This window comes from Psychrobacter sp. TB20-MNA-CIBAN-0197, assembly GCF_040309765.1.
Taxonomy (GTDB): Bacteria; Pseudomonadota; Gammaproteobacteria; order Pseudomonadales; family Moraxellaceae; genus Psychrobacter; species Psychrobacter submarinus.
This window is the reverse complement of record NZ_JBEOPC010000033.1, coordinates 16,339-35,249: the sequence shown is the minus strand read 5'-3', so window position 1 is coordinate 35,249 and position 18,911 is coordinate 16,339. Positions and strand designations below refer to the sequence as shown.

The 18,911-nt window shown below is 43.7% G+C and carries 17 protein-coding genes and 1 other RNA gene; 8 read left to right on the top strand and 10 right to left on the bottom strand.

The window, feature by feature from the left end; genetic code table 11:
• Positions 1 to 171: 171 nt before the first annotated feature.
• Together creC and AAEY83_RS10695 are read right to left on the bottom strand one after the other, a co-directional pair.
• Entirely contained in the window at positions 172 to 1,950 is a 1,779-nt protein-coding gene (creC, locus tag AAEY83_RS10700; protein WP_025645600.1) for a two-component system sensor histidine kinase CreC, read from the bottom strand.
• A complete protein-coding gene (locus AAEY83_RS10695) occupies positions 1,950 to 2,720 on the bottom strand; it encodes a response regulator transcription factor (protein WP_025645599.1) in 771 nt (256 codons plus the stop codon). The genes creC and AAEY83_RS10695 overlap by 1 nt, the downstream gene beginning before the upstream one ends.
• Before the next feature lie 279 nt (positions 2,721 to 2,999).
• Between AAEY83_RS10695 and AAEY83_RS10690 the strand changes: the two genes are divergently transcribed.
• The 6 genes from AAEY83_RS10690 (at position 3,000) to AAEY83_RS10665 (ending at position 7,295) form a co-directional block, all read left to right on the top strand.
• Complete coding sequence (locus AAEY83_RS10690; RefSeq protein WP_025645598.1) at positions 3,000 to 3,671, top strand: alpha/beta hydrolase; 672 nt, start codon at positions 3,000 to 3,002, stop codon at positions 3,669 to 3,671.
• Positions 3,672 to 3,867: 196 nt separating this feature from the next.
• Positions 3,868 to 4,226: a transfer-messenger RNA gene (ssrA, locus tag AAEY83_RS10685) on the top strand.
• Between the two features lie 163 nt (positions 4,227 to 4,389).
• Positions 4,390 to 5,631 (top strand): tyrosine-type recombinase/integrase, encoded by a 1,242-nt coding sequence (locus AAEY83_RS10680; RefSeq protein ID WP_025645597.1) that lies wholly within the window; start codon positions 4,390 to 4,392, stop codon positions 5,629 to 5,631.
• A 75-nt stretch (positions 5,632 to 5,706) separates the two neighbouring features.
• On the top strand, positions 5,707 to 6,009 hold the full coding sequence (locus tag AAEY83_RS10675) for a type II toxin-antitoxin system HicA family toxin (protein ID WP_025645596.1): 303 nt from the start codon (positions 5,707 to 5,709) through the stop codon (positions 6,007 to 6,009).
• 2 nt (positions 6,010 to 6,011) lie between these two features.
• Positions 6,012 to 6,359 (top strand): type II toxin-antitoxin system HicB family antitoxin, encoded by a 348-nt coding sequence (locus AAEY83_RS10670; RefSeq protein WP_025645594.1) that lies wholly within the window; start codon positions 6,012 to 6,014, stop codon positions 6,357 to 6,359.
• A 279-nt stretch (positions 6,360 to 6,638) separates the two neighbouring features.
• Positions 6,639 to 7,295 carry an IS1595 family transposase gene (locus AAEY83_RS10665; protein WP_025645592.1) on the top strand — a complete coding sequence of 219 codons (657 nt, stop codon included), beginning with the start codon at positions 6,639 to 6,641 and terminating at the stop codon, positions 7,293 to 7,295.
• 209 nt (positions 7,296 to 7,504) lie between these two features.
• Here AAEY83_RS10665 and AAEY83_RS10660 read toward each other — a convergent pair whose 3' ends face one another.
• The 6 genes from AAEY83_RS10660 to ppsA all read right to left on the bottom strand — a co-directional run bounded on the left by AAEY83_RS10660 (position 7,505) and on the right by ppsA (position 13,070).
• The gene (locus AAEY83_RS10660; protein WP_025645590.1) at positions 7,505 to 7,744 is read right to left on the bottom strand and encodes a hypothetical protein; all 240 of its coding nucleotides are present in this window, start codon (positions 7,742 to 7,744) and stop codon (positions 7,505 to 7,507) included.
• A 234-nt stretch (positions 7,745 to 7,978) separates the two neighbouring features.
• Entirely contained in the window at positions 7,979 to 8,494 is a 516-nt protein-coding gene (gene rplI, locus AAEY83_RS10655) for a 50S ribosomal protein L9 (RefSeq protein WP_025645588.1), read from the bottom strand.
• 20 nt (positions 8,495 to 8,514) lie between these two features.
• Entirely contained in the window at positions 8,515 to 8,745 is a 231-nt protein-coding gene (rpsR, locus tag AAEY83_RS10650) for a 30S ribosomal protein S18 (protein ID WP_010198808.1), read from the bottom strand.
• A gap of 16 nt (positions 8,746 to 8,761) precedes the next feature.
• Entirely contained in the window at positions 8,762 to 9,148 is a 387-nt protein-coding gene (gene rpsF / locus AAEY83_RS10645) for a 30S ribosomal protein S6 (protein WP_025645577.1), read from the bottom strand.
• A 279-nt stretch (positions 9,149 to 9,427) separates the two neighbouring features.
• On the bottom strand, positions 9,428 to 10,441 hold the full coding sequence (locus AAEY83_RS10640; RefSeq protein ID WP_025645575.1) for an RDD family protein: 1,014 nt from the start codon (positions 10,439 to 10,441) through the stop codon (positions 9,428 to 9,430).
• A 244-nt stretch (positions 10,442 to 10,685) separates the two neighbouring features.
• Positions 10,686 to 13,070 carry a phosphoenolpyruvate synthase gene (gene ppsA, locus AAEY83_RS10635; protein WP_025645573.1) on the bottom strand — a complete coding sequence of 795 codons (2,385 nt, stop codon included), beginning with the start codon at positions 13,068 to 13,070 and terminating at the stop codon, positions 10,686 to 10,688.
• Positions 13,071 to 13,612: 542 nt separating this feature from the next.
• Here ppsA and ppsR point away from each other — a divergent pair.
• Together ppsR and sthA are read left to right on the top strand one after the other, a co-directional pair.
• Positions 13,613 to 14,452 carry a posphoenolpyruvate synthetase regulatory kinase/phosphorylase PpsR gene (gene ppsR, locus AAEY83_RS10630; protein WP_025645571.1) on the top strand — a complete coding sequence of 280 codons (840 nt, stop codon included), beginning with the start codon at positions 13,613 to 13,615 and terminating at the stop codon, positions 14,450 to 14,452.
• Between the two features lie 183 nt (positions 14,453 to 14,635).
• A complete protein-coding gene (gene sthA / locus AAEY83_RS10625) occupies positions 14,636 to 16,285 on the top strand; it encodes a Si-specific NAD(P)(+) transhydrogenase (protein WP_025645566.1) in 1,650 nt (549 codons plus the stop codon).
• An 87-nt stretch (positions 16,286 to 16,372) separates the two neighbouring features.
• Here sthA and AAEY83_RS10620 read toward each other — a convergent pair whose 3' ends face one another.
• Both AAEY83_RS10620 and AAEY83_RS10615 read right to left on the bottom strand, forming a co-directional pair.
• Entirely contained in the window at positions 16,373 to 17,620 is a 1,248-nt protein-coding gene (locus AAEY83_RS10620) for an ABC transporter permease (protein WP_025645563.1), read from the bottom strand.
• Positions 17,620 to 18,903 carry an ABC transporter permease gene (locus tag AAEY83_RS10615; RefSeq protein ID WP_351059052.1) on the bottom strand — a complete coding sequence of 428 codons (1,284 nt, stop codon included), beginning with the start codon at positions 18,901 to 18,903 and terminating at the stop codon, positions 17,620 to 17,622. The genes AAEY83_RS10620 and AAEY83_RS10615 overlap by 1 nt, the downstream gene beginning before the upstream one ends.
• Between the last annotated feature and the right edge of the window lie 8 nt (positions 18,904 to 18,911).

The window sequence follows — 18,911 nt, the reverse complement described above, 5'->3', positions numbered from 1 at the left end:
GCCAAAAACATTCTTGCGGTCGGGCTTGACCGTCTTGTAGAAGGAATCCCCTCCGTTTAGGGAGGGGAGGAAGTCAAACCTTAAGTCTAGATAGCAAGTTTCGATAGAGCTATCGTAGAATATTGAGGTATGAACCCTGTGCAGAGATGATGGATGTTTAATGAATTAATCTTAGTTAGCCAAAGGTAAGATAATACGTACCAAAACACCTTGAGAGGGACTGCTAAGAGTTTTAGTTGCTGTATGGTTTATATAGTCATCTACGTTATCGATACTAACGCTACCGCCATGATGCTCAATGACTTGCTTGACTAAAGTTAATCCAAGCCCCGTACCTTTTTTCAAATGATTACCGTTTGCTTGAGGCGATTGTTTTTGATGCGATAGACTAAAATAACGATCAAAGGCTTTGGCAATAGCGTAATCAGGGAGTGGCTGGCCATCATTTAAGATATCAATCGTGACGCTGTTTTGTGCCGTCGTCACCTCAATACTCACCTCATTGCTAGCGAAATAAATGGCATTATCAAGGACGTTTTGCAGCGCTTGCACCAACCAAAAGCGATCGGCTGCAACGGTAGTCTTGGCTAAGAGAGCAGGTGAGTAAACTTGCTCAGCGGCGATATGGTTTATCTGCTTATGATCAATAAGAAGCTTGATAGGGGTTAGATGACGCTGCTGAACCTTGACGCTACTGTCTTTTATTAAGCTAGTGAGGATAGGAGTTAGCGAGATAGCTTGACGGTTTAATCTAAAAGTGGGCTGCTCAACTTTCGCCAGCAGTAACAGCCGATCAATGAGCTGCTGCATTTTGATACTCTGCTCGCCAATCGCTTGGCTAAGCATCTGCCTATCGTCTAGATCTAGATTGTCATCTTCTAATAGCTCACCGCTTGCGCGAATAGCGGTCAGAGGACTCTTTAGCTCATGAGTCAGCGTGTGTACATAGTCGCTAACGTACGCTCTATTCTCTAACCGATGTTTCATCGACTCGATAGTGTCGGTCAAGCTGTTGAGCTCATGAGCTAAATAAAAGTATGGCTTTTTAGTGTCCTCGGCAAGCGCGCTAGTATAGCGAGTCACAAGACTGATACTTTGCTGCAGCCACCAAGCGACAAGTCCTGCCAAAATCAGTGAAACAATACTAATAAGTAGAGTCGTGATCAGCATACGCTGGCGCGTATTATTGAGATAGGGTAAGACGCTATCGACCGGTTTACCGACACTGACCACGCCAATCAAGTGACCTAAATCATCCTTGATAGGCTGAGCGACATACATAATTGAGCTGCCGCGGGTGCTGTTAGTGTCAGGCGTACTGCGCGCGCCGTACTGGCCTCTAAGGGTCAGATACACATCGTTCCAGCGGCTATAGTCTGCGCCTTCAGCATTATCAGATGCGGGTAGGGAGTCGTACAGAACGATGCCTTGACTATTGGTAACGTAAAGCCGAAAGCTGCTCGCCGTTTTTTGCTTATATTCAGGCTCATTATCTAGGTTATAAGCGGTTTTAGCCGTTTTACTTTTAATACTGTGATCTTTAAAGCTAGCGGGTTGAGCGATAAAAGCGCTATCTAACTGTTGCTGATAGGCGGTATTTGATATTTGCCCTGATTGTACAGGTTCTTGGAGATTGGCAGCCATCATCTTACTGGTATCGAACAAAGTATCTTCAATGACTTGCTGCGCGGTAGGCTTGACGTGCTCAAATAGCTGCGTAAATACCACAATGCCTGAGACTATCAGGATCAAAGCCACCGCTAACCAAATCCGAAAAAATATACTTAAATTTAGCGGCTGTTTAGGCTGAGCTTGCTGCTGAGACGTACCCATTGGATGCAGCTTAGTATACCAATTGTTTTGACTTACATCGCTATTGGCATTGCTATTGGCATCGGCATCGCTATTGATCTGCGTATCAGCACTATTTTTGTGTTTGGAAGTAGACATTAGGCAGGACACAGTCCATAGCCCAGACCACGATGGGTATGGATGACATCGATATCAGGATGAATGCTGGCCAGCTGCTTACGGATAGATTTGACATGGCTGTCTATCGTTCTTGCCAATCGGTGATCAGGATAATCGCTGATCGCATTTAACAGCTGTTCACGACTAAAGACTTGATTAGGCGCTTGCAATAAAGCCAATAAGATTTTGCGCTCAGTATTGCTCAGCTCAAGCTTTTGTCCATCCCAAGTCAGCGAATAGTTCAACGGCTGATAGTGCCAGTCTCCTGAGCTATAAGTATAGCTGACCGGCGATTGTGAGACTAAACCGGCATCATCTATAGTCTTATCAGACTCCTTATACTGACTAGATAACTGCTCACGTCGCCAAACCGCTTTCAATCTTGCCACTAATTCTCGCGGGCTAAAAGGCTTAGCACAATAGTCATCACCGCCCATCTCAAGCCCTAAGATACGGTCAACCTCATCGCTACGCGCGGTCAAAAATATAATCGGTATATCCTTTAAACTACCCAATTCAGAGTCATGACGAATCTGTTGGCATAAGCTTAGGCCATCACCGTCTGGTAGCCCCACATCCAAAATAATCGCTGATAACGCTTGTACCTCTGCGTCATGCAAACGACGCAGCTCTGGCAATACACTACTAGCATTGTCAAGCCAAGTGATTTGCCAGCCTTCACGCTTACAAGTCACTTTGAGTGACATAGCGATAGCCGGATCGTCTTCTACTAAGAGGATATGAGTCATAGCGTTTTATCTTAATTGTTTTTGGGTGTCTAAAAGACAGCTGCCGTATTTATGAGCTTTGCCATTGAAAAGTCGCAGGCTAGCATCATAAATACAGATAATTGTTAGAAGCATAATTTTTGTAATAAAGCTATCCTAGCATAGATAGCTGAGAAGACTATGTGACAAGCAAGCAAAGCGTATGAAAAACTTATGGATAATCACTCTGCTAAGAATCACAAGACTTGAAGATGCTTTGTAGGTAATAATAATTTGTCTGAACTGAAATAAGGAAATTGTATGAGTAATTATTTGGATGTGGTCACCGTAGAGCATAATCCTGCGAATAAGCCCATTGAGCGCGCGGTGATTTGGCTGCACGGTCTTGGCGCGAGCGGACATGATTTTGAGCCAGTCGTGCCGCAGTTGGGTCTCGATAATGATATGGCGGTAAGATTTATCTTTCCGCATGCGCCGCAGATACCCGTAACTATTAATGGCGGTATGGTGATGCCGGCTTGGTACGATATTTTAGAGATGAGTCTTGATCGCAAAATCGACGTAGCACAAATCGAGAAATCCTCGCAGCAAATTCGCGATTTAATTCAGCGCGAGATTGAACGCGGGGTCAAACCTGAGCATATTGTCATCGCTGGGTTCTCGCAGGGCGGGGCAGTGGCCTACCATGTGGCGCTAAGCTATCCACAGCGCTTAGCTGGTCTTATGACCTTGTCTACTTATTTGGCAACCAATGATAGCCTAAGCTATAGTGATATTAATAAAGACTTACCGATTCTCATTGAACACGGCGTGCAAGATCCGGTAGTGCCAGTAGTATTAGGCCAGCAAGCCCAGCAGCTATTGACAGATAAAGGCTATGACGTTGAATTCAACACTTATCCCATGGCGCATCAAGTCTGTATGCCGCAAATCCAGAATATCGGTAAATGGTTAAATAAGGTTTTAGCTTAACTTTTTCTTATAAATATTGCCTTATAAATGGTCTCTTAGCTATTGAAATCAGGTGAGTTGACCCTATATAGTAAGTAGAGTAATTAAGACAGATGGATAAGCTTTAAACGTAATAGCCAACCTGTAAATTAATGTAATAACTAACGGTTATAGGTTGAGTCAAAGCTAAAGTTAGTCTAAAATACTCAGTCTTATTGGGGATGTTCTGGCTTCGACGCTGGTGATGAAACTCAATGATGCATGTCGAGAGTGTATGTCCTCTCGTAAATCAAACATATATTGTTATAGTCGCAAACGACGAAACTTACGCTCTAGCAGCTTAAACCCTGCTTACTGCGCTGCCGATTACCTATAGTTGGTTAGCCCAGTTGAAGCGTCCGTATATAGGTTCGCCACAAGGGATTGTCTCAATCGCTTGGGTTCAAAAGTAGAGACTCGTCCAATCCATCCTGACTGTCGGATCGGTGCGGACTAAAACTAAAGACAGAAACTAAACATGTAGAGTCATGAGCGTAATGCTGGCGGACGCGGGTTCAACTCCCGCCATCTCCACCAAACACTGATAAAGGGCTGACCGTCATAGACCGTCAGCCCTTTATTTTGGGCGTTTTTTGGGTTTTGAGTATCTTATAGGGGTATGGCGTCCTATATAGAATGTTGGTATTATTGTTGGTATTAGAGTTTATACACCTTTTCAATACCAACAAAGGATAGTCAAATGCCCTTGACTCATACGGTTATCAATAAGCTACAGCCTAGCGATAAAGCTACCCTAAGCAAGCGACCTGACAAGCATAGTGACGGTAACGGGCTGCAACTATGGGTTAGATATACGGGCGTTAAGTCATGGATTAGCGCCTACCGCTGGCAAGGTAAACAGCAAACCTTAACTATTGGCACTTATCCAGTCATGAGCTTGCAAGATGCAAGGCAGCGCAATATTGAGATCAAACGCTTAATAAAAGACGGTGTGAACCCTAAAGATCATAAAAAAGAGCAGCAAGCCAGCCAAAGCGGTTCTAATATTTTCGATAACATAGCCCAGTCATGGTATAGCGAGCGCAAAACCTACCTAGCCGAAAGCACCTTTAGCCGTAACTATTCCGCCTATATGCGCGATGTAAAGCCCTCCATTGGTCATAAAGATATAAACGACATAACCGCGCCTGACATATTGGCTATTGGTAAAGCAGTAGAGAGCCGCGGCGCTAGTGAGATGGCAAGGCGTACCATTAGAGAAGTAGGGCAGATATTCAAACATGCCATACGCAATGGACTAGCCACACATAACCCAGCCACCGACCTAGCCGAAGCAATCAAACCACACAAAACGACCAATCACCACCGTATCACTAGCCAGCAACTACCTAAGCTACTAAAAGACATAGATGCTTATGGTGGTGATGCACTGGTAAAGCTAGGGTTATGGTTCTTATGCTATACGTTTGTACGCACCAATGAGATCCGCTTCATGGAATGGCAAGATATAGATTTTGAGCGCGGCTTATGGACTATACCAGCTGATAAGATGAAAGCAGGGCGCTTGCATATCGTACCACTAGCACCGCAAGCCATAGCGATACTGGAGCAGATCAAGGCGCTAGGCTTTTCGGATCAGTACGTTTTCTTTAATACCTCAACACGCAAGCCATACAGTCAAAGCGCGTTTATCAATGCCCTATGGAATATGGGTTATAAGGGCAAGATGACAGGGCACGGCTTTAGGGGTTTAGCCAGTACCACGCTACACGAACAGGAATACATGCACGAAGCTATAGAGCTGCAATTGGCACACGATAGAGAAAACAAGATAAGTGCAGCCTATAACGGGGCGCAGCATTTAAAGTATAGAACGGATATGATGATTGAGTGGGCAAACTTCATTGATGATGCTTATGCTGGCAAGATTGATAACGTCATACACGGTAACTTTAAACAATCAGCACAAAAGCTAGGTTAAGACTTAGCAATACTAAATAAACATTGTTAGTATCACTATATGATACTATAATGACCGTAGAGCTAGGGATATACCATGCAACGTAAGCACCTAAAGACACTTAATATTATCTTTACTAAGCCTATATCAGCAAATATAAAATGGGCAGACATTGAAGCCCTATTTACAGCACTAGGGGCAGATATTAGCGAAAGGGCAGGATCAAGAATAGCGGTAGTGTTAGATGGTGAAGTACAGGTCTATCATCGACCACACCCCCAGCCAACAACCGATAAAGGCGCAGTAGCTAGCGTTCGCAAGTGGTTAGATAGCTTAGGATATAGTCCTATTAATGAAGCCAAAGATAGTGCCCCCGTAACTAATGACAGTGAGGAATAATCATGCAAAACATTATGATGATTAATGACCATAAAGCCATTATTCAATATGACCCTGAACTAGGTTTATTGCGTGGAGAATTTGTAGGGTTAAATGGTGGGGCTGACTTCTATGCTGACAGTATCACAGCCTTACAGAATGAAGGTGAACAGTCATTACAAACTTTTTTAGACGTTTGCCAAGAAAACGGCATTGAGCCTTATAAAAGCTTTTCAGGTAAGTTTATGACCCGTATGCCAAGTGAGCTACACGAGCAAGTAACGACTATTGCTACTAGCCACGGTATGAGCCTTAATCAATGGATTACTGACACACTTGCCAATGCTGTCAATAATGAGGGCATGGCTTAGCACCAACTATGCAAGGCTAGGACTAATTACCCGAACGACAGCTATTTACACACCCTTATGCTGTCACTGCCTTGCACCTATTTTTAAGGGTGTAGGGGTGTGATGTGGGATATTTTGACAATATAAAAGAACAATTAGACAAGCAATTCATATCAGTAAAGGACAGCATAACATTCATATTTCATCAGGATAATTGCACTTATCAAGATGCCTTTAATCTTGTGGTAAAAACATTAATCTTGGGGCTGTAGTAGATAAGCACTATGCTAGACTACTTTTATGAAGATAACCCATTGTAAACTCAGTAAAAAAGTACAGCGAAGGCTGTTAGAGTTTTTCACAGCTGAAGTTACTGCTAGAACAGCCGCAGATTTGCTTGATATTCAGCCTAATACTGCTGCACTTTTTTATCATAAAATAAGACTTGTGATAGACTATCATCTCTCGTTAGAAGCTGATGAGCTTTTTGATGGTGAGGTCGAATTAGATGAAAGTTACTTTGGCGGTGTACGCAAAGGCAAAAGAGGTCGCGGGGCTGCTGGTAAAACCGCTGTATTTGGGATTCTAAAACGAAACGGTAAGGTTTATACCATTGTCGTAGCAGACACCAAACAGACTACCCTAATGCCTGTCATCAAGCGTAAAATCAAGCCTGACAGCTTTGTTTATACGGATAGCTATCGAAGTTATAATGCATTAGATGTGAGTGAGTTTAAACATTTCAGAGTCAATCATTCTAAAGAGTTTACTTGTGGTAAAAACAATCACATCAACGGCATTGAGAACTTTTGGAATCAGTCTAAACGAACGCTCAGAAAATATAATGGAATTGATAAGAAGCATTTCCATTTATTTTTAAAAGAGTGTGAGTTTAGATTTAACTATGGCTCACCATCTAATCAGCTGAAAACGCTGAAAAAATGGTGTGATATTTAATCCTTATCTACTACAGCCCCTTATTCTTTATAGTATTTAGGTGTGATGTACATGTTATTTACTACAAATACAAGGTATCAATACTAGGACGCTAGTATCAAGTACTACAGCTACTATGTTTTAAAGCGACTAAGTAGTTTTAAAACGATTAAATATCAAAGCGGGTTTAGGCAAAACTAAGAATTATCTACCTACTATAGAAGTCTCTTCTAAGCGTAAATTTGGTTATTTAATTTATCAAAATGAGCATCTCTGACTTTGGTTGTCATAATATCAAAATGAATAGAGATACCAGAGCTGTCTCTTTTAGCGTACCAGTATTCATCGTTACAGCCAGTTGGCAACTCAAAAAACTTGTCGTTGATAAAGTCGCCTACAGTATAGACGTGTCCTTCTGCATAAAAAGCATTGCCACTCGTACATACTAATTTATCACCAGTCTTAATCATGTTTGTTCTCCTACCAATTAAAACGAAGCACGCTTATGATAGTAAAATTCATGATAAAAGAACATGGAGAAGGTGCTGAGCGGTTGAATGAGTATGCCGAGCGGTAGTGTATGAAACTAAGGGCATGATATTTATAGTGTTTTGTTGAAGTCTAGTCAATTTCTATAGCCATAAAAGAAGCCAGTGACTTTATGTCACTGGCTTCTTTTTGACTTCGATTAGAGAATATAAATCTTACTCTTCAGAAGTCTCTTCGTTTTGATCAACGGCTTCTTCTTCAACGTCTTGGTCTTCGTCATCATTGTCTTCAGACAAGATAGTTACCAAGATGCTAGCAGTAACGTCGTGATGTAGCTGAATATCAACATTGTATTCGCCAATCTGACGTAGTGTACCTTCCGGAAGCTTAATCTCAGAACGGTCTACTTCTAGACCTGAGTTAGTTAGAGCTTCAGCGATATCACGAGTACCGATAGAACCGAATAGCTTGCCTTCGTCACCAGATTTCGCACGCATGATAACATTAACGTCAGTTAACGCATCAGCACGAGTCTGTGCAGTAGCGATCTCGGCAGCTTCTTCAGCTTCAAGCTCAGCGCGGCGAGCTTCGAACTTTTCGATATTCGCTTTAGTAGCAGGAAGCGCTTTGCCCTGAGGGATAAGATAGTTACGTCCGTAACCTGGTTTTACATCGACAGTTTCACCGAGTTTACCAAGGTTGACGATACGCTGTAACAAAATAATTTGCATGAGTCACTCCTAGTTAACGGTTAACCCTGATGGTTGTCAGTGTACGGAAGTAGCGACAAGTAACGAGCTTGCTTGATAGCAGTGGCTAGTTGGCGCTGATATTTAGTAGACGTACCAGTAATACGACTTGGTACAATTTTACCATTGTCACTGATGTACTGTTTTAGCAGTTCAACATCTTTATAATCGATGTGAGTGATGCCTTCAGCAGTGAAACGGCAGAATTTGCGACGGCGATAGAAACGTGCCATAAGTATTCTCCTTTAATTAGTCTTCACTGTTGTTGTCATTGTTGTCTGAACGACGTGGCGTAGCTTTACGTGCGCGTTTTTCATCGGCGTTTTTAGCTAGCTGTGACTCTTCAGTGATTGCTTCATCACGGCGCATGACTAAGCTACGGATGATGGCATCGTTATAACGGAATAACTCTTCTAACTCTTCTAGAGTCTCACCGTCAGTTTCGATGTTGAATAACACATAATGAGCTTTATGAATCTTGTTGATTGGATAAGCCAGTTGACGACGGCCCCAATCTTCTAGACGATGGATGATACCATTGTTGTCTTGAACCAACTTGATATAGCGTTCAACCATGCCGACAACTTGGTCGCTTTGGTCTGGGTGTACAATTAACACCACTTCGTAATGTCGCATTTGGACTCCTTACGGATTAGTAGCTACCGGCCCTATGCAGGTAGCAAGGAGATTTATAAGGTAAACTTAGTCTCAGCTATTATTACACAGAGCGATAAGCTTAGGATATAAAGCGCAGTATTATAACAGTACTCAAGCGTTAACACAAAGGTTAATGCGGATAAAAGGAGTTAATTGTAGCGCTTATTATTTACAAACGATAAGGCTAGCCATAAAAAAAGTAGCGACTAAGCGCTACTTTTTGAAATATTTTAATTAGGAGACGTGAGTTTACTATAGTTATTTCACTTTAGGCTGTTTAACCAGCTGTTTGCTATCTGCTTTAACCACTAAAGTTTTAGCGAGTTTGTCGTGCCAACCGATATTCTCGGGACTTTTTGAGGCCATGTAATAATGAACGGCAATCACTATAAAACCTAAAAAACTCGTAAATGAAAACAGTAGATTATAGACAATAAGTAGCAGCAACGTGCGCATCACTATCAGTTTAAAAAAGGACGGTATTCTATGCGTGGTTTGATCCACTACGCGAATACCCGTAATCAGTTTACCCAAAGACTGGCCACGCAGAATAATAAATAAGAGCTGCAGGGCAAATAAGCCAAATACCATAACTTGTGACATCATCAAAGTACCACTAGGGATGCTCTCTATTAAGGTCATTGAGTACTGATAAGCGGCGTCCATATTTTGAATATCTTGAAATTTAGTATAATCGATATCCATTTTGGTTAGGGCCAATACTAGTGGAAAGATGGCTAATATATAGAGCAAACCATTGACCGCAGTGGCTAGTATCCGCGACATGACAGGCGCTAAGATTACATCTCCGATAACGACATCATTGGCGCTTGCTACTCTAGCGCTGCCAGACTTATTAAGCGAGATATTATTGCTTGGTGAATGGTCGCGATTAGTGGTCATATCTACTTTAGACTTTTTACCATCTGTCGCTGAGCGCTCAGGCTTACCATAGAGTCTATCCAAAGAAAGTTTTTTACCGTTCAAACCGTCTTGATTGGCGCTAGTATTAGTGTCATCAGAGTCTTCTGGAAAGACAGTGACGTTACTGATAATAGAGTCATCATCACTACCATTAACGGTTGTATTATTCATGGTCGGGCGATAGTAAGGTTGATTGGCTGTCAAGTCACCGAGCCGTTGCCAGTTCGCTAAGCCTTCGTGCCACATCAAATCATCAAGCACCACCTCACCTGAGGTAAGCATGATATTGAGCTGATCTAGAGTATAAGGGCCTGCTTGGACATTATTTCGAGCAAGAAAAATTTGCATAATGAGTGATATCTTAATTCGCTGATGATAAGTTTTTGCTTTTATAAATGAATTTATTGGGTCAAAGTGACTTATAACAAGGTTAGTATTTCACTATAGGGTAAATACAGCTTAGGGTTTGCTCGCTATTTCATCAAAACTAATGATGAATAGCAAGCAAACCCTAATAATAGTGACTAGTTACGATCTTTAATAGCAGCTGCATTATGCTTAACACTACCTAAAGCTCATATCTCCTAGGTAACTATTTAGCCTCTTCACCAGCTAGGAAGAACCAAGTATCAAGTACTGAATCAGGGTTCAATGATACCGAGCTGATACCTTGTTCCATTAGCCAAAATGCTAGATCTGGATGGTCTGATGGGCCTTGACCACAAATACCGATATACTTGCCAGCTTTGTTACAAGCTTCGATAGCCATAGACAATAGCTTCTTAACTGCAGGGTCACGCTCATCAAATAGATGTGAGACGATACCTGAGTCGCGATCTAGACCTAGCGTCAACTGAGTCAAATCGTTTGAACCGATAGAGAAGCCATCAAAATGCTCTAAGAACTCGTCTGCTAGTAAGGCGTTGGTCGGCAGCTCGCACATCATAATGACACGTAGACCGTTCTCGCCGCGCTTTAGGCCATTTTTCTCTAATAGCTCAATGACTTGCGCCGCTTCATCAACAGTACGCACGAAAGGAATCATAATCTCGACGTTGGTCAGACCCATCTCGTCACGTACGCGTTTGAGCGCTTTACACTCAAGCTCGAAGCAGTCACGGAAGTTGTCAGAGACATAACGGCTCGCGCCGCGGAAACCAAGCATTGGGTTCTCTTCTGATGGCTCGTACAATTTACCACCTAAAAGATTGGCATATTCGTTCGATTTAAAATCTGACATCCGTACGATAACCGGTTGATCCATAAAGGCAACGGCTAGCGTTGAGATACCCTCAACCAGCTTATCGACATAAAAATCAACAGGTGAAGCATAGCCTGAAATACGCTCATTGATCGCTTGTGAGATCTCACGTGGCAGGCTGTTCATGTTAAGTAGTGCTTTTGGATGCACGCCAATCATACGGTTGATGATGAACTCTAAACGCGCAAGACCGATACCTTCGTTAGGCATTTGGGTAAAGGAGAAGGCGCGATCAGGGTTACCAACGTTCATCATAACCTTGAACGCCAGCTCTGGCATAGACTCAATCGAGTTGGTTTGGATATCAAAATCAAGCTGACCTTCATAGATAAAGCCGGTGTCGCCTTCAGCACAAGAGGCAGTCACTTCTTGACCATCAACCAATAGCTCGGTGGCGTTACCACAACCAACGATAGCGGGTACGCCAAGCTCACGCGCAATGATAGCGGCATGACAAGTACGGCCACCACGGTTAGTAATAATAGCAGAAGCGCGCTTCATGACCGGCTCCCAATCAGGATCGGTCATATCAGAGACTAAGATATCGCCGTCTTCGACTTTATCCATCTCGTTTAGGTTACTGACAACGCGGACTTTACCGGCGCCGATACGCTGTCCGATTGAGCGACCTTCACATAATACTTTGGCATCACCAGTATTGATGACGTAACGCTCCATGACGTTGCTATCTTGACGGCTCTTGACCGTTTCAGGACGCGCTTGCACAATAAAGATCTGGCCGCTATCGCCATCTTTAGCCCATTCGATATCCATCGCTTGACCATAGTGCTGCTCAATAGTCATCGCTTGCTTGGCAAGAGAGGTCAGCTCTTCAGTAGATAAAGAGAACTGCATACGCTCTTCTTTTTCTACATCAACGACTCTGACTGATTTAGCGGTGCTACCTTCATCACCATAAATCATCTTTTTGTGCTTGCTACCTAAGTTGCGGCGGATGACAGAGGGTTTGCCATCGTTAAGTAGACGCTTAGATAAATAGAACTCGTCAGGGTTGACCGCGCCTTGTACGACCATCTCACCGAGGCCATAGCTTGAAGTGATAAACACCACTTGATCAAAACCGCTTTCGGTATCTAGAGTGAACATCACGCCCGCTGCACCTGTCTCTGAGCGCACCATACGCTGAACGGCTGCAGATAAAGCGACGCCTTCGTGCTCAAAGCCTTTGTGTACACGATAAGAGATCGCGCGATCGTTGTATAGTGAGGCAAACACTTCTTTAATAGCGATAAGAACGTTATCAATACCGCGAATATTTAGGTAAGTCTCTTGTTGACCGGCAAATGAAGCATCTGGCAAATCTTCAGCAGTCGCAGAAGAGCGAACCGCAACCGCGATGTCTTCGCCGCCACTCATCACTTCAAACGATTTACGCACCTCAGCTTCAAGATCTGCTGGCAGCTCTTGTTCGACAATCCAATTACGGATTTTTTTACCCGTAGCAGCAAGCTTATTGACGTCATTAATGTCTAAGGTTTTCAGCTCGCTGTTGATCTTGTCAAGCAGACCTGTTTCGTTCAAAAAACGGTTAAAAGCATTTGAGGTGGTGGCAAAGCCGCCAGGAACGCTAACACCTAAATCTGATAAGTGGCTAATCATCTCGCCAAGAGAGGCGTTCTTACCACCGACCATCTCAATATCGTCTTTTCCTAACTGATCAAGATTGATTACAAGTGCTGTAGATTGCGCTGCCATGATAACTCCAAAAAATAAGGTTATTTAGTAAGGATTATAAAGGTGGATTATACGCCTATATTTTGCGAATTTCGAGAGGATAAGGTAAAAACTTTGAAAAAAGATACAAAATTTAGAGTTTTTTACGTCTTTGTAGCTCAGCGGCTACTGTAATAGCAACGAGATGTATTATCAGTAACCTACATGTAGTGAGAATATTGCTAAAACTTAATAGCAAATCACAATAAAAATAGCAAAGTAAATCGCTAAGACAAAACAGAGTAGTGGATAGTTTCTACTTTAAAGGCACTGGTACATTTTGCCCTCAACATCGATTCCTATTCAGGCGCTATTATGAGTATAATGTAAGGCATTACTATCAAATAACTCACTTAGGTTTAGCAAGCCACCAGTCACCATCAGAAAATAGAGCGATTAGATAGAGTGGCTAAAAAATAGTTGCTTCTCATTAACAAACACTTCATAGAGCTTTAAGGTTGTCCGTTATGTATTTCAATAATCCCTCTGAACCAGATAAACCAACTATTCAGAACCGGCATGCTATGAGCTTAGATAACTCACAAGCGATTAGAAGTGCATTTTTTATCTCTGATGGTACGGCGATTACCGCTGAAACTTTGGGGCGCTCGATTCTAAGTCAGTTTGCTTCTGTGCCTTTTGAAACACATGTTTTGCCTTATGTCGATAGTATCGAGCGTGCTGAGGATGCGGTGGCCCGGATCAATATGGCGTATCAGCGCGACGGCTTATTACCGCTGGTGTTCGATACTATCGTCAGCCCTGAGATTCGCGAAACAGTGAATTCTGCCAAAAGCTGTAATCTAGATATGTACGAGGGTTTGATTGGCCGTATCGCTGAAGAGATGGGTGTTGAGCCGGATGGTCACTCAGGCCACGCGCATGATAATGTTGATTCTGAGACTTACAAAGAGCGTATCGATGCGGTGCACTTTGCCTTGGATAATGATGATGGCGCGCGTACCCGTCACTATAATATGGCGGATATTATTCTTATTGGAGTTTCGCGCTCAGGAAAAACGCCAACGTCGCTTTATTTAGCCTTACAATTCGGCATTCGGGCGGCCAACTATCCGCTGACTGAAGATGATTTGTACGACAATCAATTACCAAAATCCTTGCGCGAGCATAAGGACAAGCTGTTTGGGCTAGTGATTAATACCGATAGGCTAGTAAAAATTCGCCAAGAGCGCCGCGCCGGTAGCCGGTATTCTAGCTATCAACAAGTGCAGCAAGAGCAGCGCGCGATACAAGGCATTTATATCTCTCAAGGTATCCCGAACTTGGATGTCTCTGAGATGTCTGTTGAAGAGATTGCGACTCGCATACTGCAAATGACAGGTCTCAAGCGTCGCATTGGTTAGCAAAAGGCATATCTATGAGTCAATAGTATGAGTTCCGTAATCCAAGCCTGACTATACTAATAAGAGATATTGCTCATTAAGGACATTGCAAAATTAGGACTCATCGAGTACGGTGGGCATCCTCAAAAGTCATAAGATAAAGTATAAATATTAAAAACCACATAAACTAATAAAGAGGTTACGATGGCCAGCAAGAATAAAGGTGATGACACCAATGACACCGGTTTAGATACTAGCACCGAAGTCTCAAATAAAGATAGCGGCAGCGCGCCAAATACAGCGCCTGAGAAAACCACAGACGCCAGTAAAAAAGAAAAAATCGAACAAACACATGATCAAGTGAATGATGACATCATGCATCATCCGGACTTGGTCAATCCGCTAGATGATACGCGTATCGATATCAAATCAGAATTTACCAAAGACTCACAGCGTATCAAAAGCGATAAGCATGAATTTGAATATGATGCTGTGGTCTTAGGGGCGGGTCCTGCTGGCGAGGCGGCGGCAATGAAGCTAACAAAATCTGGCAAAAAGGTCGCGGTTATTGACCCGCGGGAGCAAGTTGGCGGCAACTCGACGCACGTCGGCACCATTCCGAGTAAGGCACTGCGTCAATCGGTTTTTAACCTCATTAACTTTCGCCGCGATCCTATGTTTACCAAAGCGCTAGAGTATGAGCGCGTACCGCTCAATAAAGTACTAGCCAACGCGCGCCGCGTGATACGCGACCAAGTCAGTACGCACAAGCGTTTTTATGAGCGTAATCAGATCGACGTCATTCAAGGCTGGGCAAGTTTCGTCGATAAGCACACCTTAAAGGTTGAAACTGATGAAAACATCTTTGAAACCGTCACCTTTAATAAAGCCATTATCACCGTAGGCAGTCGTCCTTATCGACCTGAGATCTTAGACTTCGATCATCCGCGCGTTTTTGACTCTGATAAAATTCTACAGATGGATTATGTGGTCAGAAAGATCATCATCTACGGCGCGGGGGTTATTGGCTGTGAGTATGCCTCTATCTTTACGGGACTTGGATATAAAGTCGACTTGATTAATAACCAAGACAAGCTACTGAACTATCTCGATAGTGAGATTAGTGATGCGCTAGCGCATGACTTTAGACAGTTTGGCGTGCTCATTCGTAACAATGAAGAGATCGATCATCTAGAGACGCATGACGATCATGTCGTTCTTCATCTAAAGAGTGGTAAAAAAATCAAGTCTGATGCTATTCTTTGGTCAAACGGGCGCTCTGGTAATACCGAAGGTCTTAATGTAGAGGCAATCGGTCTAGAAGCCAATAGCCGCGGTCAGCTCAAAGTTGATGATCATTATCGTACCGAAGTGGATAACATTTATGCTGCTGGCGACGTGATAGGTTGGCCTTCGCTAGCCTCGGCCGCTTATGACCAGGGGCGCTGTGCAGCCGCCTTTATGGTTGGTGATAGCGATGCCGAACCCGTCTCAAGCGTGCCAACAGGAATTTATACAATTCCTGAGATATCGAGTATCGGTAAGACTGAGCAGGAGCTCACTGATGAGCGAGTGCCTTATGAAGTCGGTCAAGCCTTCTTTAAGCATCTGGCGCGCGCGCAAATCATTGGTGAGCGTACCGGCGTTCTTAAGATCTTATTCCACCGTGAGACGTTGGAGATATTAGGGATTCATTGCTACGGCAATCACGCCTCAGAGATTATTCATATTGGGCAGGCGGTAATGAAATGTCATGCTACGCTTGAGTATTTTGTGAATACCACCTTTAACTACCCAACGATGGCAGAAGCTTATCGCGTGGCGGCGCTCAATGGTCTTAATCGCGTGTTTTAAATATTGAATGACAATTAGCTATTGAAAGTAAAAAAGCGTCTGTCTATTTTGCAGGCGCTTTTTTTGCATCGTTTTAATTGAAGCGGACTATATCTTATAAACCGCACTATCTTTTTGTGCCAATCGCCGCCGAAGCAGTAATAAGACTATAAAATAAAAGACCCATAAGCCAAGCAAAGCATAAAAACCAGTCGCTACTTGCGCGATGCTAGCGCCCATTTGGTTAAGCTGTACCGAAGTATTGATAGCAGGGGTCGTTGGCACAAGCCAGCGCACGATTTGCAAAACCTCTGGTAGCTGATTGGCCGGCCACGGGTAACCGCTCATAAAAAACACCGGTAATGAGCTGAAAATCAAAATCTGCATACTGCGCTCGCGTTGACGCAGCCATAAGCCAAACACGCAGCCAAGCGTCGCGACCGTCGGACAATATATCAGCAAAAATAGTAGACTACCGAGCATGTTTTTGCCGCGCGGGTAGTTATGCAGCTCAAACGCCCAGCCGTAGTAAAAGCAGCCAACCACAAAGCTCAACGTACTAAGGGCTGCAATACGTCCTAGCCAGCCAGCAATACTAGTAGTATGGCGACGCATCTCAAACCAAGTACCTACGAGCATCGCGGCCGCTATCAGTAAGGTCTGCTGCAATATAATAATAGACACCGCTGGCACCACGTAGGCGCCGTAGCCTTCGGTCTGATTATATAAAGGCGCAATCTGTAACGGTACCGCTTGAGTGTTTTGCGCGGCAGTCGGCATATATGCCCCTTGTGCTACGCTTTTTTTCACCTCAATTCCTGCTGAGACGGTGCTGACCGCTTGCAAAAACCCAGTTTGCACGTTTTTATTTAATAAAAAATAACCGCCGTTACCCAGTACGCTAACACTAGCCGCTTTACCCGCCATCACTTGCTGTTCAAGTCCGGCTGGGATAATCATAAATCCTGCTATCTCATCGCTCCAGATGGCTTCTTTAGCTTGCTGCTCATCTACGAAGTTTACGGTGTTCAACTGCGGGCTAGCACTAGCATAGCGGCTGATCGTACGAGATAAATCGCTACGATCATAATCAACAATGCCGACAGGGACGTTATTGACGACTTCTGAAGAGTAAGGCCAAGGATAAAAAAAGCCATAAATAATTGGTGCGATAATAAGCATCAAAAGCACGCCTTGATCTTTAAAGACATCGACAAGGGTCTGCTTAAAGTTTGCCCAAAAAGTATCGGCTATCTCCGTATCAGCAACAGTAACAGCGATTGACGCAGCATCTTTCTTTAAGGCTTCTGAATCTATAGGCGCTTTTTTACTTTGCTCAAAAGATGGTTTTGTCATCAGCGGGCCCCCCAGCGCTCAGGATGCGCTAAAGCACGCTTAGCACAGACTACTGAAAGCAGCATTAATATAAGCACCGCTAACAGTAGACCGTAGATGATCGGTTCTGATATCGCTACCGGAGCATGCATCTGTATTTGTGCAATCTGCAGCTGTAGATAATGGGTCAAGGGCAGAGCGTCTGCCCAATGTTTGGCGCTATCGGTAATAGCGATATAAGGGTAAGTCACCCCAGCAAAAGCGTAAGAGGGCACTGAGATAAAACCCGTCGCTGATAAGCCCATACGTAAAGAAAACGAGGTTAAAGTAAAAAAAGCGCCCAGCCAAAACGATAAGAACATCAAAGTGATAAAAGCTAGGTAAGTAAGCGTTATAGAATCAAAGCTTAGATCCTCTCGCATGGTCGCAAGCCATAAGGCGAGTGCCGCCCATAAGCAGTACGCCAGTAGCGGCCAAAAGTACTTACCAAGTAAACCGAAAAACAGCACGAGCAGACTAGGTTTAGTGGTGGGAGTATAAGTTGCCTTATTCGCTAAATTAGCCTGAGCAATTGTATGAGCTTCAGGAGAATTGTCAGTACTTAAGTTAGGACGCCCAGTATCAATAAAGCGATACCAACGACCAAGCTGCTTATCGCGTAGCTCGCGACCGATAGTAGTGGCACCAACGACCATCGCTAAGATGTGTAATAACGCAGGAATCACCGTTGAGCCCAAAAACTGCTGATAGTTAGTCACGGTATTAAATAGGCTAGTACGCTGAATACTGATAGGCGAGTAGTTGATGGCAGCCTCAGAGGGTGCCATGCCTTGCTTGACTAAACGTTGAATCTCAACGCCAGCCGATAGCGTGGCGGTAACGGCTTGGACGCTCGTCTGAATGATGCCAGAGTGCGTGCCGTATTGCGCATTGACTTGTAGTAGTACCGGCGCAGGTTTGCTGGCTAAAATGTTAGTCGAAAAATCATCTGGAATCACCACGACGCCGTAGATATCGCGTTGCAAGATGGCGGCTTCAGCGCGAGCGGCCGAGCTATAAAGACTGGCAACCTCAAGGTTGGGATGCGCGTCCAAATAGCGAGTTAAGGTATTAGCCACAGGACTATTATCTTCATCAATCACGCCAATTGGTAGATCAGTGATTTGCGTCTGTGAAAAAATCCACCAGACTAACAAAATCGTCGCTAGAGGAATCCACAAAATCATCGCCAGATCCCAAGGGTTTTTTTGTAAAAACCGCCGCTCATAACTAGCACTGCGTACAAACGCTTGTATCAGACGCATGATTCGTG

Bases quoted from the DNA above. Each gene is read 5' to 3' on its own strand.
- creC (WP_025645600.1), bottom strand. From the start codon at position 1,950: ATGTCTACTTCCAAACACAAAAATAGTGCTGATACGCAGATCAATAGC.
- AAEY83_RS10695 (WP_025645599.1), bottom strand. From the start codon at position 2,720: ATGACTCATATCCTCTTAGTAGAAGACGATCCGGCTATCGCTATGTCA.
- AAEY83_RS10690 (WP_025645598.1), top strand. From the start codon at position 3,000: ATGAGTAATTATTTGGATGTGGTCACCGTAGAGCATAATCCTGCGAAT.
- AAEY83_RS10680 (WP_025645597.1), top strand. From the start codon at position 4,390: ATGCCCTTGACTCATACGGTTATCAATAAGCTACAGCCTAGCGATAAA.
- AAEY83_RS10675 (WP_025645596.1), top strand. From the start codon at position 5,707: ATGCAACGTAAGCACCTAAAGACACTTAATATTATCTTTACTAAGCCT.
- AAEY83_RS10670 (WP_025645594.1), top strand. From the start codon at position 6,012: ATGCAAAACATTATGATGATTAATGACCATAAAGCCATTATTCAATAT.
- AAEY83_RS10665 (WP_025645592.1), top strand. From the start codon at position 6,639: ATGAAGATAACCCATTGTAAACTCAGTAAAAAAGTACAGCGAAGGCTG.
- AAEY83_RS10660 (WP_025645590.1), bottom strand. From the start codon at position 7,744: ATGATTAAGACTGGTGATAAATTAGTATGTACGAGTGGCAATGCTTTT.
- rplI (WP_025645588.1), bottom strand. From the start codon at position 8,494: ATGCAAATTATTTTGTTACAGCGTATCGTCAACCTTGGTAAACTCGGT.
- rpsR (WP_010198808.1), bottom strand. From the start codon at position 8,745: ATGGCACGTTTCTATCGCCGTCGCAAATTCTGCCGTTTCACTGCTGAA.
- rpsF (WP_025645577.1), bottom strand. From the start codon at position 9,148: ATGCGACATTACGAAGTGGTGTTAATTGTACACCCAGACCAAAGCGAC.
- AAEY83_RS10640 (WP_025645575.1), bottom strand. From the start codon at position 10,441: ATGCAAATTTTTCTTGCTCGAAATAATGTCCAAGCAGGCCCTTATACT.
- ppsA (WP_025645573.1), bottom strand. From the start codon at position 13,070: ATGGCAGCGCAATCTACAGCACTTGTAATCAATCTTGATCAGTTAGGA.
- ppsR (WP_025645571.1), top strand. From the start codon at position 13,613: ATGAGCTTAGATAACTCACAAGCGATTAGAAGTGCATTTTTTATCTCT.
- sthA (WP_025645566.1), top strand. From the start codon at position 14,636: ATGGCCAGCAAGAATAAAGGTGATGACACCAATGACACCGGTTTAGAT.
- AAEY83_RS10620 (WP_025645563.1), bottom strand. From the start codon at position 17,620: ATGACAAAACCATCTTTTGAGCAAAGTAAAAAAGCGCCTATAGATTCA.
- AAEY83_RS10615 (WP_351059052.1), bottom strand. From the start codon at position 18,903: ATGCGTCTGATACAAGCGTTTGTACGCAGTGCTAGTTATGAGCGGCGG.